General features: G+C 69.9%; 13 protein-coding genes. 10 read left to right on the plus strand and 3 right to left on the minus strand.

Translation table 11 applies throughout. The annotated features are described in order from the left end of the window. Positions 1 to 230 precede the first annotated feature (230 nt). The gene (locus tag ACVCAG_RS03345) at positions 231 to 3,446 is read right to left on the minus strand and encodes a glycosyl hydrolase family 95 catalytic domain-containing protein (protein WP_440084455.1); all 3,216 of its coding nucleotides are present in this window, start codon (positions 3,444 to 3,446) and stop codon (positions 231 to 233) included. A gap of 467 nt (positions 3,447 to 3,913) precedes the next feature. Between ACVCAG_RS03345 and ACVCAG_RS03350 the strand changes: the two genes are divergently transcribed. The 9 genes from ACVCAG_RS03350 (at position 3,914) to ACVCAG_RS03390 (ending at position 12,850) form a co-directional block, all read left to right on the plus strand. Continuing rightward, positions 3,914 to 4,759 (plus strand): fumarylacetoacetate hydrolase family protein, encoded by an 846-nt coding sequence (locus tag ACVCAG_RS03350; protein WP_440084456.1) that lies wholly within the window; start codon positions 3,914 to 3,916, stop codon positions 4,757 to 4,759. After that, on the plus strand, positions 4,756 to 6,132 hold the full coding sequence (locus ACVCAG_RS03355; RefSeq protein WP_440084457.1) for an L-fuconate dehydratase: 1,377 nt from the start codon (positions 4,756 to 4,758) through the stop codon (positions 6,130 to 6,132). The genes ACVCAG_RS03350 and ACVCAG_RS03355 overlap by 4 nt, the downstream gene beginning before the upstream one ends. Beyond that, positions 6,125 to 6,871: an SDR family oxidoreductase gene (locus tag ACVCAG_RS03360; protein ID WP_440084458.1), complete on the plus strand. Its 747-nt coding sequence runs from the start codon at positions 6,125 to 6,127 to the stop codon at positions 6,869 to 6,871. Before ACVCAG_RS03355 ends, ACVCAG_RS03360 begins: the two co-directional genes overlap by 8 nt. A gap of 65 nt (positions 6,872 to 6,936) precedes the next feature. Further along, the gene (locus tag ACVCAG_RS03365; RefSeq protein WP_440084459.1) at positions 6,937 to 7,998 is read left to right on the plus strand and encodes a substrate-binding domain-containing protein; all 1,062 of its coding nucleotides are present in this window, start codon (positions 6,937 to 6,939) and stop codon (positions 7,996 to 7,998) included. Beyond that, complete coding sequence (locus ACVCAG_RS03370) at positions 7,998 to 9,494, plus strand: ATP-binding cassette domain-containing protein (RefSeq protein ID WP_440084460.1); 1,497 nt, start codon at positions 7,998 to 8,000, stop codon at positions 9,492 to 9,494. Before ACVCAG_RS03365 ends, ACVCAG_RS03370 begins: the two co-directional genes overlap by 1 nt. Beyond that, positions 9,491 to 10,504, plus strand: a complete 1,014-nt coding sequence (locus tag ACVCAG_RS03375) for an ABC transporter permease subunit (protein ID WP_440084461.1) — start codon at positions 9,491 to 9,493, stop codon at positions 10,502 to 10,504. The genes ACVCAG_RS03370 and ACVCAG_RS03375 overlap by 4 nt, the downstream gene beginning before the upstream one ends. A gap of 277 nt (positions 10,505 to 10,781) precedes the next feature. Beyond that, positions 10,782 to 11,717 carry an aldo/keto reductase gene (locus ACVCAG_RS03380; RefSeq protein WP_440084462.1) on the plus strand — a complete coding sequence of 312 codons (936 nt, stop codon included), beginning with the start codon at positions 10,782 to 10,784 and terminating at the stop codon, positions 11,715 to 11,717. A gap of 91 nt (positions 11,718 to 11,808) precedes the next feature. Further along, entirely contained in the window at positions 11,809 to 12,411 is a 603-nt protein-coding gene (locus tag ACVCAG_RS03385) for a hypothetical protein (RefSeq protein WP_440084463.1), read from the plus strand. A gap of 40 nt (positions 12,412 to 12,451) precedes the next feature. Next, the gene (locus ACVCAG_RS03390) at positions 12,452 to 12,850 is read left to right on the plus strand and encodes a hypothetical protein (protein WP_440084464.1); all 399 of its coding nucleotides are present in this window, start codon (positions 12,452 to 12,454) and stop codon (positions 12,848 to 12,850) included. Between the two features lie 9 nt (positions 12,851 to 12,859). On the opposite strand, the gene ACVCAG_RS03395 is transcribed toward ACVCAG_RS03390, so the two are convergent. Both ACVCAG_RS03395 and ACVCAG_RS03400 read right to left on the minus strand, forming a co-directional pair. Continuing rightward, positions 12,860 to 13,084 carry a hypothetical protein gene (locus ACVCAG_RS03395; protein WP_440084465.1) on the minus strand — a complete coding sequence of 75 codons (225 nt, stop codon included), beginning with the start codon at positions 13,082 to 13,084 and terminating at the stop codon, positions 12,860 to 12,862. Beyond that, positions 13,056 to 14,072, minus strand: coding sequence for a TIGR03564 family F420-dependent LLM class oxidoreductase (locus tag ACVCAG_RS03400; RefSeq protein ID WP_440084466.1), 1,017 nt, complete (start codon positions 14,070 to 14,072; stop codon positions 13,056 to 13,058). The genes ACVCAG_RS03395 and ACVCAG_RS03400 overlap by 29 nt, the downstream gene beginning before the upstream one ends. Before the next feature lie 412 nt (positions 14,073 to 14,484). Here ACVCAG_RS03400 and ACVCAG_RS03405 point away from each other — a divergent pair, with 412 nt between their 5' ends. Continuing rightward, positions 14,485 to 14,841, plus strand: a complete 357-nt coding sequence (locus ACVCAG_RS03405) for a YciI family protein (RefSeq protein WP_440084467.1) — start codon at positions 14,485 to 14,487, stop codon at positions 14,839 to 14,841.

Genomic DNA, 14,841 nt, shown 5'->3' on the forward strand with positions numbered 1-14,841 from the left:
CTCTTTCTGAAACGTGTTCTATTACGGCAGGGGGGGCCCGTCAAGTTAGGACCCCGGACCACGGCCGCAGACATTTCGCGCGATGCTGCCGGGCATCCCGCACGGCGGCCCTCGGCACCGCACACGGTCGCGAGGCCCGGGACGCGTGGGTGCGTCCCGGGCCTCACGGGGGATTCAGAACCGGTTCCGACGGGGGAACCGGGGGTGGACCGCGTACGGGAGCGCCGGGGTCAGAACGCGATGTCGCGCCAGGTTCCCACCTCCGCGGCGGTCAGGGCCTTCGGCAGGATGGCCATGCGGTCGACCGCGCCGCTCAGGCGCTGGCCGCCGTCCTGGTCGGCGCCGAAGCGCAGCGGCCGGGAGGTGCAGCCGGTGATGCCGTCGTTGGTGGCCGTGCCGCCGCCGACCCGGGTGCCGTCGACGTAGGCGTTGATCACGCCGTTGCGGTCCATGGTGACGACGAGGTCGATGTAGCGGCCGGTCGGGATCGTCCCGCTCAGCCCCACGTTCTGCCCGGCGCCGATGAAGCGCAGGGTGTTGGAGGGGGTGAGGTCGACGATGATCCCGTCGGTGCCCGGGTTGCCGCCGGGCTGGGAGTCGAAGAGTCGCCGGTAGCCGGTCCCCTCGATCTTGACCTCGGCCGCGAACGTCGCCTCGGGCAGGTAGCCCAGCAGGGTGTTCCCGGTGGTGAGGTAGGTCGAGCCGTTCAGGACCAGCCCGCTGCCGCTCGGGGCCCCGGTGTCGTAGGTCGCGCCGCCGACGACGGTGGCGTTCCTGCCGCTGCCGGAGGTGTCGGTGACGGTCGTTCCCGACGTCGGGTCCCAGGCGACGACGGCCCGGTCCGCCGGGGGGGAGACGCACGGGTTGAGGCCGACGGCCGCCGAGCCGCCGGCCTTCCAGCCGCTTCCCGACAGCTCCGCCGCGACCCGCGCGGACCTGGTCCCGTTCGCGGGACCGACGGCCACCGAGAACGTGAAGGTCTTCGGGTTGCCCGGCGAGACGGCGGGCACCTCGATCGAGGCGGGGGCGGCGGTCCAGCCCTGCGGCAGGGCGAGGGTCAGCGTGCCGGCGGGCACGTTCTCCCGGCCGGTCGCGGTGACGGTGACGGTGACCGGGATCGACTCGCCGGCGCCCGCGACGACCGGGGCGGTGATCTTGACGGTCACCTCGTTGACGAGCGTGTAGGACCTGCCCGCCTTGGCGTCGATGGTGATGACGTCACCGTCGCGGTGCGGGGTGATCGTCCGGCCACGCTCGTCCTCGACGTGGTAGCGGCCACCGATCATGGCGGCGCGGACCTTGAGGGGGCCGGACGTCCCGGCGTGCACGGTGACCCTGTCGGCGTTGCCGTCCTTCCACGAGGCGTCCACGGTCACGTCGCCCCGGGCGCGCAGGCCGGTGACCGACCCGGTGGACCAGGCCGACGGCAGCGCGGGCAGCACGTGGACCGTGTCGTGCTGGCTCTGCAGCAGCATCTCGGCGATGCCGGAGGTCGCGCCGAAGTTGCCGTCGATCTGGAACGGCGGGTGGGTGTCCCACAGGTTGTCCAGCGTGGAGCCCTTGAGCTGCTCGCTGAGCATCTTGTGCGAGTGGTCGCCGTCCAGCAGGCGGGCCCAGAAGTTGACCTTCCACGCCTTGCTCCAGCCGGTGCCGCCGTCGCCCCGCGCGGTGAGCGAGATCTTGGCCGCCTCGGCCTCCGGGGTGCCGGCCGTGATCTGCCGTCCGGGGTGCAGGGCGAACAGGTGGGAGACGTGCCGGTGGGTGTTGCCCCGGTCGTCCAGGTCCTCCTTCCACTCCTGGAGCTGTCCCCAGGAACCGATCCTGATGCCCGGGTCGAGCTTGGCCAGCGCGGCCTTCACCTCGGACTGGAAGGCCTTGTCGGTCTTCAGCTCCTCGGCCGCCTCCAGGGTGTTGGTCAGCAGGTCGAAGACGATCTGCTGGGACATCGAGGCGCCCGCCGTGAAGTCGCCCTGCTCGGGGGAGTAGCTGGGGGAGACCACCAGCCTGCCGTCACGCGGGTCGGTGTAGAGGGTGTCCAGCCAGAACTCGGCCGCGCCCTTCATCACCGGGTACGCGGTCTTGCGCAGGTACTTGGTGTCGCCGCTGAAGCGGTAGTGGTCGTACATCTGCTGGGTCACCCACGCCGCCGCGTCGGGGAACCAGAACGAGGTGGCCCAGTTGTGCACGCCGGTGAAGCCGAACGGGTTGGTCTCGTTGTGCACCACCCAGCCGCGCGCCCCGAACATCTCCTTCGCGGTCTTCTGCCCGGGGGCGACCATCGACCGGATGTAGCTGTCGTACGGCTCGGTCGTCTCGGCGAGGTTGGTCTGCTCGGCGAGCCAGTAGTTCATCTGCAGGTTGATGTTGACGTGGTAGTCGGCCGACCAGGGGGGATTGGTGGAGTTGTTCCACACGCCCTGCAGGTTGGCCGGGAGCGACCCCTCCCTGGAGGAGGCGATCAGCAGGTAGCGGCCGTAGGCGAAGAACATCGCCTCCAGCGCCCGGTCGTCGGCCGAGGCGCCACCGGTGTACGCCGCGCGCAGCCTGTCCGTCGGGATGGCCGGGGTCTTCTGCCCGAGGTCCAGCTCGACCCGGTCGAACAGCTTCCGGTAGTCGGCCTGGTGCTCGGACCTGAGCTCCTCGTACGACTTGCGGGAGGCCCTGTCGACCGCCTTGGTCACCTTGGCGTGCGGGTCCACGGTCCGGTAGGCCGGGTAGACGTCGGAGTAGTCGGTGCCCGCCGACAGCACGAACACCGCGCTGTCGGCGTCCGTGACGGTGATCTTGTCGGTGCCGTCGGTGCGGGTGCCGCCCCGGGTGATCACCTGGACCTGCGACTCGAACCTCATGCCGTTGTCGGCGAGCACGCCCTTGACGGTGAGGCGGCCCTTGGAGACCGAGACCTGCTTGTCGTCACGAGGCGAGGAGGTGCGCAGCGTGAAGGAGACCTTGCCGCGCTTGTCGGCGGAGACCTTGCCGACGACGACGTTGCCGGGGTGGCTGGCGAAGTACTCGCGGGAGTGGGTCACCCCGTTCGCGGTGTAGCCGACCCTGGCGACCGCGTCGCGCAGGTCCAGCTCCCGTCGGTAGCCGGTGACGGTGTTCCCGGGGATCTCGGGCATGTCCAGCCAGAGGTCCCCGAAGGTCTGGTAGGCGCCGAAGCCGCTCTTGGGCTGGCCGAGCTTGGCCGCCACCGCCTCGGGGGACATCCTGCCGTCGCGGTCGATCTGTGCCCTGACCTCGGCGATCGCGTTCGGCCTGGGGGAGGTCCAGTTGCCGAAGTCGTAGCCGTTCGCGCCGGGGCCGCCGGTCCACAGGGACTTCTCGTTGAACTGGATCTGCTCGCTGTTCACGCCGCCGAACACCATGGCGCCCAGCGCGCCGTTGCCGATCGGCAGCGCCTGGGTCTCCCAGTCGGTGGCCGGTTTGTCGTACCAGAGCGTCAAGTCATCGGGTGTATTTGGCGTGGTCATATTTGCTGACGGCTCCGCGTTGGCCGAGCTCTGGCCGTATAACCCGGTGGCGAGGGTGAGAGCGGCGAGGAGTGCGACGCCGAGACGGCGTCGTGGGGGGCGGGGCAACGGATTCCTCCGATCACAGGGCGGGACTGTTTCAAGGAGATAGCACCGAAATTCCGCCGTAACAAGCCTCATCCTCCGATGTTTCTGGACGGTTGATCACTTTTGTGCCCCTCACCACCGCGAACGTCCCAGATGATCTCCATTTCCGTCCGCGCGAGGAAACCCGATGACTGGAGGTCAAAATTAGGGCACGATCCGGCATTACCCCTGTCAGCTGCGGTTTCTCCTCGATAACGGATCGGATGTATCGGCCGGTGAGGGGTTGACACCGGGGTTCGGCGTCGTTCAGCATCACGAGACAAGACATCCGATGTATCAACGAAGGGTGCGGTGTGAAGCTGCTGCGAGTGGGACCCGTCGGCCAGGAGCGACCGGCCGTCCTGGACGGGGCCGGTAATCTCCGCGAAATCTCGGAAGCCGAGATCGACGGGGCTTTCTTCGCTTCCGGGGGAGTGGCTCGCGTCCGAGAGGCGCTGGAGCGGGACGAGCTTCCCGTGCTGGACGCCGAGGGGCTGCGGATCGGCGCTCCGATCGCGCGACCAGGGAAGATCGTGTGCATCGGGCTCAACTACCGCGACCACGCGGAGGAGACGAACGCCGCGATCCCGGCCGAGCCGATCGTCTTCATGAAGGCTCCCAACACGATCGTCGGGCCCAACGACGAGGTGCTCATCCCCAGGGACAGCGTGAAGACCGACTGGGAGGTCGAGCTGGCCGTCGTCATCGGCGAGACGGCCCGCTACGTCGAGACGCACGAGGAGGCACTGTCCAAGATCGCGGGCTACGCCGTCTCCAACGACGTCTCCGAGCGCGAGTTCCAGCTGGAGCGCGGCGGCCAGTGGGACAAGGGGAAGTCCTGCGAGACCTTCAACCCGCTCGGCCCCTGGCTGGTCACCCCCGACGAGATCGCCGACCCGCAGGCCCTGGGTCTGCGCCTGTGGGTGGACGGCACGCGGTTCCAGAACGGCGACACCAAGAACATGATCTTCACGGTGGCGGAGGTCGTCCGCTACCTCAGCCGGTTCATGGTCCTCGAACCCGGTGACCTCATCAACACCGGCACCCCGGCGGGCGTCGCGCTCGGCCTGCCCGGCACGCCGTACCTGCGCGCCGGGCAGACCGTGGAGCTGGAGATCGACGGCCTCGGGAGCCAGCGACAGACCGTGGGGCAGGCATGAGCGACAGGATCGACACCCGCGAGGACGCGCCGGTCGAAGCCATCGTGGCCGAGGCGGCGGAGGAGGTTCTGGCGGGGGTCGGCGCGTACCGCGTCATCTCGATGGAGACCCACGACATCCGCTTCCCCACCTCGCTGGAGCTCGACGGCTCCGACGCGATGAACCCCGACCCCGACTACTCGGCCGCCTACCTGGTCCTGCGGACCGACGACGGGTTCGAGGGCCACGGCTTCGCCTTCACCATCGGGCGCGGCAACGAGGTGCAGACCGCCGCGATCAGGGCCCTGGAGCCGTACGTGCTCGGCAGGGACGTCGAGGACATGGGCGCGCTCTGGAAGGACATGGTCCACGACTCCCAGCTGCGCTGGCTCGGCCCGGAGAAGGGCGTCATGCACATGGCGATCTCCGCCGTGGTCAACGCGCTCTGGGACCTCAAGGCCAAGCGGGCGGGCAAGCCCCTCTGGCTGCTGCTGGCCGAGATGTCCCCCGAGGAGCTCGTCGAGCTTGTCGACTTCCGCTACCTCACCGACGCGCTCACCCCGCGGGAGGCGCTGGAGATCCTGCGCGCCGCCGAGCCCGGCAGGCGCGAGCGCGTGGCCCACCTGCGCGAGCACGGCTACCCGGCCTACACGACCTCCCCGGGGTGGCTCGGCTACGGCGACGACAAGCTGCGCCGCCTGTGCAAGGAGGCGATGGACGAGGGCTTCACCCAGATCAAGCTGAAGGTCGGCGCCGACCTGGAGGACGACAGGCGGCGGATGCGCATCGCCCGCGAGACCTGCGGCGAGGACTTCCCCATCGCGATCGACGCCAACCAGCGCTGGGACGTCGACTCCGCCATCGCCTGGGTGAACGCCCTCGCGGAGTTCCGCCCGCACTGGGTGGAGGAGCCGACCAGCCCCGACGACGTGCTCGGCCACGCCGCCATCGCCCGGGGCATCGCGCCCATCCCGGTGGCCACCGGCGAGCACGTGCAGAACCGCATGGTCTTCAAGCAGCTCCTGCAGGCCGGCGCGATCTCCTACCTGCAGATCGACGCGGCCCGCGTCGCCGGCGTGAACGAGAACGTCGCGATCCTGCTGCTCGCCGCCAAGTTCGGCGTCCCGGTCTGCCCGCACGCGGGCGGGGTCGGCCTGTGCGAGCTGGTGCAGCACCTGTCGATGTTCGACTACGTCGCGGTCAGCGGCTCGATGGAGGGCAAGGTGATCGAGTACGTCGACCACCTCCACGAGCACTTCGTCGATCCCGTGGTGATCGAGAACGGCGCCTACGCCGCGCCGAGCCGGCCCGGCTTCGGAGCGGCCATGCACGCCGCCTCGATCATCGACTACACCTACCCCGACGGCCCGGTATGGAGGTCCCTCAATGGGTGAGTTCGACGGCCTGCGCGCCCTGGTCACCGGTGGCGGCTCCGGCATCGGCCTGGCCACCGCCACCCTGCTCGCCGAGCGGGGCGCGAGGGTGGCCTCCCTCGACATCAACGCCTCCGGCGGCCCGTTCGTCGAGGTCAGGGCGGACGTCACCGACGAGGAGGCGGTCAACGCGGCCGTCGCCCAGGCCGTCGAGCGGCTCGGCGGCCTGGACATCCTGGTCAACAACGCCGGGATCGGCGCCGCCGGGACGATCGAGGACAACCCCTACGAGGAGTGGTTCAGGGTCCTGGACGTCAACGTCCTGGGCATCGTCCGGGTCACCCGGGCGAGCCTGCCGCACCTGCGCCGCTCGGCGCACGCCGCGATCGTCAACACCTGCTCGATCGCGGCGACGGCGGGACTGCCCCAGCGGGCGCTCTACAGCGCGTCCAAGGGGGCCATCCAGTCGCTGACCCTGGCGATGGCGGCCGACCACGTCCGCGAGGGCATCCGGGTCAACTGCGTCAACCCCGGCACCGCCGACACCCCCTGGGTGCAGCGCCTGCTCGACGCGGCACAGGACCCGGCGGCCGAGCGGGCGGCCCTGGAGGCCCGCCAGCCGATGGGCCGCCTGGTGAGCGCCCCGGAGGTCGCCGCGGCGATCGCCTACCTCGCGAGCCCGCTCGCGGCGGCCACCACCGGCACGGTCCTGGCCGTGGACGGCGGGATGCAGGGGCTCAGGCTCCGGCCGAAGTCATGACCGGGCTCCACGCGTCGGTCGAGAAATAATTCACCCCCCATACAGCTTTGAATCGAGGCAACGGTATGAAAATCGGACCCGCGGCGACAGGTGCGGCACTGCTCGCGATCTCCTTCACCCTCTCCGCCTGCGGATCGTCGGAGCCCGCCACCACCGCGGCCCAGCCCACCGGTGACGCGGCCGCCGCCCCCGCGGGCGCCAAGGTCGGAATCGACTTCCCCCGCACCGACTCCGACTTCTGGAACTCGTACAACAAGTACGTCCCCCAGATGGCGACCGAGCTGGGCGTCGACCTGATGCCGCCGACCAACTCGCAGAACGACGTGGCCAAGCTGGTCGCCAACACCCAGGCCCTGACCGGCCAGGGCGCCAAGGTGATCGTCATGGCCCCGCAGGACACCGGTGCCATCGCCTCCACGCTGCAGTCGCTGGAGGGCAAGAACATCCCCGTCGTCACCGTGGACACCCGCCCCGACAAGGGCAAGGTCTACATGGTCGTGCGGGCCGACAACAAGGCGTACGGCACGAAGGCGTGCGAGTTCCTCGGCGAGAAGCTCGGCGGCAAGGGCAAGGTCGTCCAGCTCATGGGCGCGCTCTCGTCGATCAACGGCCGTGACCGGGCCGAGGCGTTCCGCGGCTGCATGAAGGACAAGTTCCCCGGCATCACGGTCTTCGAGGAGCCGACCGAGTGGGAGGGCACGAAGGCCGCCTCCATGCTCCAGACCCGTCTCGAGCAGCACCCGGACATCAAGGGCGTCTACATGCACGCCGGAGGCGTCCACCTGGCCCCCACCCTCCAGGTGCTCAAGGCCAAGGGCCTGATCGTGCCGCCGGAGGACCCCAAGCACGTCTTCGTGATCTCCAACGACGGCATCCCGCAGGAGTTCGAGGCGATCCGCAAGGGCGAGATCGACGCCACGGTCTCCCAGCCGGCCGACCTCTACGCCAAGTACGCGCTCTTCTACGCCAAGGCCGCGGCCGAGGGCAAGACCTTCCAGCCCGGCCCGACCGACCACGACAGCACGATCATCCAGCTGCCGAACGGTCTCGAGGACCAGCTCCCCGCTCCCCTGGTCACCAAGGAGAACGTGGACGACCAGGCTCTCTGGGGTAACCAGGTCAAGTGATGACATCTTCCGTCAAGGCAGTCGAGGCGCTTGGGATCACCAAGCGCTTCGGCCCGACCACCGCGCTCAACGGTGCCGGGATCGCCATCAGCGAGGGGGAGACGCACGCGCTCGTCGGCAGGAACGGCGCGGGCAAGTCCACGCTGGTGTCGATCCTGACCGGGCTCCAGCGTCCCGACGAGGGCGAGGTCCGCTTCGCCGGGCAGCCCGCGCCGCCGCCGGCCGACCGGGACGCCTGGCGGCAGAGGGTCGCGTGCGTCTACCAGAAGTCGACGATCATCCCCACCCTGTCCGTCGCGGAGAACCTCTTCCTGAACCGCCAGACGGAGCGGGGCAGGATCAGCTGGCGGAGCCTTCGCACGCGGGCCCGCCAGTTGCTCGAGCAGTACGGCGTGGACGTCGACGCGGAGACCATGGCCGGAGACCTGGGGGTCGAGCAGCGCCAGTTGCTGGAGATCGCCAGGGCGCTGTCGTTCGGCGCCCGGTTCATCATCCTGGACGAGCCCACCGCGCAGCTCGACGGCCCGGCCATCCAGCGGCTCTTCGACCGGATGCGCTCCCTGCGCGAGCAGGGCGTCACGATGATGTTCATCTCCCACCACCTGGAGGAGGTGTACGAGATCTGCCAGAGCGTCTCGGTCTTCCGTGACGCCCGGCACATCGTCACCGCCCCGGTCGGCGACCTGCCCCACGACCGGCTCGTGGACGCGATGACCGGCGAGGCCACCGCCGCCTACGAGTACCGCACCCGGACGGTCGCCCCCTCGGCCCCCGTGGTGCTGTCCGCGCGGGCACTCAGTCTCGCCGGGCGCTACGAGGACGTGGACCTCGCCGTCAGGGCGGGGGAGATCGTCGGCCTCGCCGGTTCCGGCAGCAGCGGCAAGGTCGGTCTCGCCGAGACCCTGGTCGGCCTGCACCGGGCCGACACCGGGACGGTGACCGTCAACGGCACCGACATCAGGCAGGGCGACGTGCCCTCCGCGCTCCGCGCCGGGCTCGGGTTCGTCCCCCAGGACAGGCACCACCAGGGTTTCGTGCCGCTGCTCTCGATCGCCGAGAACGCGACCATCCCGATCGCCCACAAGCTCGGCCGCTACGGCGTGGTCTCCCCGGCCCGCCGCCGCGAGCGCGGCACCCGGATGATCGACCTGCTGGACATCAAGACGACGGGCCCCGACCAGCAGGTGGCCGACCTGTCCGGCGGCAACGCCCAGAAGGTGGTGCTGGCCAGGGCGCTCGCCGACGACCCGAACGCGCTCGTGGTGATCAACCCGACCGCCGGGGTGGACGTCAAGGCGAAGCACTCCCTGCTCGGCGCCGTGGAGGACGCGGCCGAGCGGGGGGCGGGGGCCGTCCTGGTCTCCGACGAGCTCGACGACCTGCGAATCTGCGATCGCGTCCTCGTCATGTTCCACGGCAGGATCGTCAAGGACGTGCCGCGCGGCTGGACCGACAACGAGCTGGTGGCGGCGATGGAAGGTATCGAGCACTCATGACCACGACAAAGACCCCCCCGCCCGTGCTGGCGGCCCCGCAGGGCCGCCGCGTCCAGCTCGGGCGGTTCCGCGACCTCACCCTGGTCCCGGTGATCGTCGTTCTGCTGATCGCCGGCTCCTTCGTGGACCCGGTCTTCCTCACCACGGGCAACCTGACCAACGTGCTGCAGCAGCAGTCGGCCCTGGCGCTGGTGGTCCTCGCCGAGGCGCTGATCCTGATCGCGGGCAAGTTCGACCTGTCGCTGGAGTCCACGGTCGGCATGGCGCCCGCCTTCGGCGTGATGCTGGTCATCCCGGTGGCGGCCGGAGGGTTCGGCCTGGAGCTGCCCGGCATCCTGGCCATCCCGCTGTGCCTGCTGGTCGGCGGCCTGGTCGGCGCCTTCAACGGCTTCCTGATCCTGCGGTTCCAGCTGTCGGCCTTCATCGTCACGCTGGCCATGATGATCGTCGTGCACGGCCTCCAGCTGGGTCTCACCCAGGGCAAGAGCCTGTTCGAGCTGCCCGAGTCGTTCCTCTACCTCGGCAGCGCCCGCTGGCTCGGCCTGCCGGCGGCCATCTGGATCACCGGCGTCCTCTTCGCGGTGGCCATCGTCGCCCTCGGCTACTTCCGGGGTGGCCGCTCGCTCTACGCCATCGGCGGCAACGCCGACGCCGCCCGCGCGGCCGGCATCAGGGTCGAGCGGGTCCTCTGGGTCGTCTTCGTCATCGGCGGGATCGTCGCCGCGCTCGCCGGAGTGCTGGAGACCGGCCGGCTGGGCGGCATCAGCGCCAACCAGGGCGTCGGCTGGATCTTCATGGCCTTCGCCGCGGCCGTCATCGGCGGCGTCAGCATGGACGGCGGCAAGGGGACGATCCTCGGCGCGCTCACCGGTGTCCTGGTGATCGGCCTCGTCGAGAACATCCTGACCCTGAAGGGCGTCCCCGGCGAGTGGAAGCAGCTCGTCTACGGCTCGATCATCCTGGTCGCCCTGATGATCAGCCGCCTGGCGGGCGGCAAGGCCCAAGACTGACGCGGCCGCCTCGACGGGGGCGTGAGCCTTTGGCGCAGGGGCGTGAGCCTTCGACAAGGGCGGGAGCCTTCGACGGGGCGTGAGCCGCGTGGACGCGCAGCCCGTACGGGGACGTGAAGCCGTACGGGCGCGAGGCCCGCGCGAAACCCTGGGCCCGTACGGGTGGTGGAGCCCACGCGGACACGTGTGGAAATGGATGACCACCCGCGAGGCATGAAGCGATACAAATGCATCAAGCGGCATGAGAGCCATGAAGCCGTACAGAACGGAGCAAGCGGTGCAGGTCAGCAGATACGGCTTCGGCACGGCCCCGATCGGGAACCTGTTCTCGGAGGTCGGCGAGGACACGGCGCGCGCGGCGGTGGACGCGGCCTACGAGGCGGGGATCCGCCTGTTCGACACCGCGCCCCACTACGGGCTCGGCCTGTCGGAGCGGCGTCTCGGCGCCGCCCTGGCGGAGAGGCCCCGCGACTCCTACGCCCTGTCCACCAAGGTCGGCCGCCTGCTCGTGCCCGCCACCGGCGAGGGCCCCTTCGGCCGGGACGACCAGGGCTTCGACGTTCCCGCCGACCTGCGCCGGGTGTGGGACTTCTCGCGGGGCGGGGTGCTGCGGTCGCTGGAGGAGAGCCTGGAGCGGCTCGGTCTCGACGCGGTCGACATCGCCTTGATCCACGACCCGGACGACCACTGGGAGCAGGCCGTCTCCGAGGCGTACCCGGCCCTGGCCGAGCTGCGCGACCAGGGCGTCGTCAAGGCCGTCGGGGCCGGCATGAACCAGACGGGAATGCTCGCCCGGTTCGTCCGCGAGACCGATGTCGACATGGTCATGCTCGCCGGGCGCTACACCCTCCTCGACCAGTCGGGCGAGGACGAGCTGCTGCCGCTGTGCGCCGAGCGCGGCGTCTCGGTGCTCGCCGCCGGGGTGTTCAACAGCGGCCTGCTGGCCACCCACGACCCGTCGGGCACCTACGACTACGCCCCCGCCCCCGGCCCGCTCCTGGAGCGCGCCCGCCGCATCGCCGCCGTCTGCGAGCGCCACGACGTCACCCTGCCCCAGGCGGCCCTCGCCTTCCCCCTGCGCCACCCCGCCGTCGCCAGCGTGGTCATCGGCGCCCGCTCCGCCGCCGAGGTGACCCGCAACGCGGAACTGACCGCCAAGCCCGTCCCCGAGGCCCTGTGGGCCGACCTCGCCGCCGAAGGCCTCATCCCCTGAACGCGCCGCGGCAGGGGAGCCCGAGATCCTGCTGATTCCCGATTTTGGGCCAGAATCAGGGAGTAGTATGAGGCGGGAAGGAGGCCTCCTCATGGTTGATGCCAAGCCCGGGAAAGCTTCGGCGGGAGCGGTCAAAAAACGGAAGCATCGGGCGGCGTCGGCGCGGGGCGATCACGAGAGGGCCGGTGCGACGCAGACCCTTCGCAGGAAAGAGGTCGAGGAGCGGGCCGCACTGGCCCTGTTCGACCAGGCGCAGCGACTGGACGGAGTGGCCGCCAGCACCCACGAGGCCGACACTCGTGACACGGTCAGGGAAGTCGTTCACGACCTGCTCGCTCATGCCGAGCCGGTGCGAGCGACGGTCGCGGCCAAGCTCCTTGGTGTTGACGAGAAGACGGTTCGCGCATGGGTCGGGGAAGGGCTGCTCACGCAGGTCAGGGGAAAGCCACGACTGATGCTTGAGGCCGAACGCCTTTACGCCGTGGCGACCCTTGTCCAGGACCTGCGCCGGGTCGGCCGTACCCGCAATCTCGCCGAGGCCGTCTGGCGCCGCTTGCAGGACCAGGAGTTTCTGGAGAGTGACCAGCTGGCTGACGGTCTTCGGCAGATGAGCCAGAACGAGGGCCGCCCGTGGCGGGAGATCCGGGCGGAGTGGGGTTCCAGGAACTCGGAACCGGCCGCTGACGAAGACTGAGGTCTATCTCTCCGTTCTCGCGGAGAAGCAGGCCGAGACGTTGCGCGGAGCTGACCTGAGAGCCTTCGTCGCTTTCGTCGGTGATCTGGAAGCGCGAGGTTGCGCGGCTCTCGGCTATCGACTCACCGGAGAGATTCCGGTGAACCGCCTGTGCGTCAAGCACTTGAGAGCGGCCATGCGCGTCGTGGTCGCGTTCGAGGGCCTGGGCCGTTCATGGATTCTGATGTTGGGACCTCATGACGAGCGCAACCGCACACATGACGTCTACACCTCGCTGTGGCAGGTGTGCGGGCTGCACGAACCGCCGGTGGGCGAGCGCACCAAGCCCGCTTGCTGTGATGGTGACGGCGCCGGCCCGAACCTGACGGAAATCGACGATCCGGTGGCTCGTTGTCGTGATCTTGCGAAGCCGTCTCGTCGGCGTGGGCGTGAGAACTGACCGCCACGATTACGTCGGCACCGGTCTGGTGTGTTCTATTGGAGGTTCGCTGTCCGGAACGGCTGCACTCCGCCTCGGACTCATCGCCGTGGTCGGTGATGTCCCGGTGACCAGCACGGCGTCGGGGAGGCGGGGCAGGGCCCGCAGGTAGTCCATGATCCGGGTGGCGCGCCGGGTCGTCCGTTCGCCGTCGTCCAGGTGCAGGTCACCGATCTGCGCGAGCATCGTCGTCATCGTGTCGTTCCCCTCTCGCGGCGGGCACCGCCGCCGGTCCGTGCCGGTGTCCTGAGGCCAGCTCGCCGAGCAGTTTCCAGGTGCGGCGCTCGTCCTCCGCGGAACCGATCGCGGTCTGGGTGTAGACGAGTTCGGTCACGCCCGCCTCGAAGTACGCGGTCACCTGGTCCGCGAGGAGTTCCTCGTCTCCGATCGCCACCAGATCGGCGGGATGGTCGACGCCCTCGCGGTCCAGTGCCGCGCGATAGGACGGGATGGTCCCGTAGTACCCCATGTTCTCCTCCGCGCGGGCCCGGGCGCCCGCCACGTCGGCGGTCACCACGCCGGAGACGATCGCGGCGACCCGGGGCGCCGGCCGCCCGGCCGCCTCCGCGTACCGGGCGATGGTCGGCACGGTGTACTCGGCCAGCGTGCGCGGGCCGGACAGGATCGGCAGCGCGCCGTCGGCGAGTTCGCCCGCGGCGCGCAGGGTCTGCTCGCCCGCCGCCGCGACCAGCACCGGCACCCGCGGCCGCGCGCCCGGCACGCTCGCCGGTAGGGAGGTCCTGGCGACCAGCGTCTCGCCGCCCAGGTTCGCGGTGCCGTTCTCGAAGAGGTCGCGCAGCACCTCCAGGTACTCCCGCAGATGCCGGATCCTGGGGTGCGGCGCGATCCCGTAGGTCTCCTCGACGAACGACTTGATCGACAGCCCGACGCCCAGCGTGAAGCGCCCGTGGCCGGCCGCCTGTGCGGTCTGGGCCTGCATCGACATCGCGATCGGGTGCCGCGGGTAGATCGGCACGATCGCGGTGCCGACGTCGATGCCGGGCACCTCGCGCGCGGCCAGCGCGGCCACCGTGATGGCGTCGTGGTCGAACCGCTGGGTGAACCAGGCCGAGGTCAGCCCCGCGGCGGCGAGTTCCCTCACCTCGCCGACCAGGGTGTCGACGGAGTTGGCCGCGGCGGACAGCCGCGTGTGATCGGTGGGCAGCGCGACACCGATGCGCATGGCGTACTCCAATCGTTCGGCCGGAGGAGTCGGCCATAAATCTTTACCTGGTTAATGTATTGCCTGAGGAAAGTGTTTTGGTCCCACCTCCCCTCCGAGTCCGTGGTCGTGAGTTCTCCGTCCGGCGGCTCGGGGCCCTCCGCGGGGTGCATGCTCAGCCTCCGGGGAGCCGATCCACCCGGAGCGCCGGTTCCGGGAAGATCGTGTTCTTGGGGACGGAGATGGTCACGACACCTGCGAACACAGGCGAACGAGAGGGGAAACCCGGCTCGGCGTCTGAGCACGGTTCCGTGTCGGGGCGGAAATATCTTCGAAGGACGCCGCGCCCGGTGTCGAATGCGCCCGGCGCCGTTCGTGTGACGGGTAGGAAGGCGGCGACGGCGCCGCACCGGTCGTCCAGGAGGAACGCGCGATGAAACAGTATCTGCTCAGCATTTACCAGCCCGGCGGAGGTTCTCCCGGTCCCGAGGTACTGGGGCCGATCGCCCGGAATCTGGAGATCCTGGAACAGGAGATGAAGGACGCCGGTGCGTGGGTCTTCTCCGGCGGCCTGCACTCCCCGGACACGGCGACCGTGATCCGGGTGAAGGACGGCGACACGCTCATGACCGACGGCCCGTACACCGAGGGCAAGGAACACCTCGGCGGGTTCACGGTCGTCAGGGCGCCCGACCTCGACGCGGCGCTCGAATGGGGTCGCAGGCTCGCCCTGGCGATCGGCCTCCTCCCGATCGAGGTGCGGCCGTTCCAGGGCGAGGTGGACGGCTGA

Source organism: Streptosporangium sp. G12, from assembly GCF_052983175.1.

Excerpts from the sequence above, each read along its gene's own strand:
- ACVCAG_RS03400 (WP_440084466.1), bottom strand. The coding sequence starts at position 14,072 with ATGCGCATCGGTGTCGCGCTGCCCACCGATCACACGCGGCTGTCCGCC.
- ACVCAG_RS03395 (WP_440084465.1), bottom strand. The coding sequence starts at position 13,084 with ATGACGACGATGCTCGCGCAGATCGGTGACCTGCACCTGGACGACGGC.
- ACVCAG_RS03370 (WP_440084460.1), top strand. The coding sequence starts at position 7,998 with ATGACATCTTCCGTCAAGGCAGTCGAGGCGCTTGGGATCACCAAGCGC.
- ACVCAG_RS03385 (WP_440084463.1), top strand. The coding sequence starts at position 11,809 with ATGGTTGATGCCAAGCCCGGGAAAGCTTCGGCGGGAGCGGTCAAAAAA.
- ACVCAG_RS03360 (WP_440084458.1), top strand. The coding sequence starts at position 6,125 with ATGGGTGAGTTCGACGGCCTGCGCGCCCTGGTCACCGGTGGCGGCTCC.
- ACVCAG_RS03365 (WP_440084459.1), top strand. The coding sequence starts at position 6,937 with ATGAAAATCGGACCCGCGGCGACAGGTGCGGCACTGCTCGCGATCTCC.
- ACVCAG_RS03375 (WP_440084461.1), top strand. The coding sequence starts at position 9,491 with ATGACCACGACAAAGACCCCCCCGCCCGTGCTGGCGGCCCCGCAGGGC.
- ACVCAG_RS03355 (WP_440084457.1), top strand. The coding sequence starts at position 4,756 with ATGAGCGACAGGATCGACACCCGCGAGGACGCGCCGGTCGAAGCCATC.
- ACVCAG_RS03405 (WP_440084467.1), top strand. The coding sequence starts at position 14,485 with ATGAAACAGTATCTGCTCAGCATTTACCAGCCCGGCGGAGGTTCTCCC.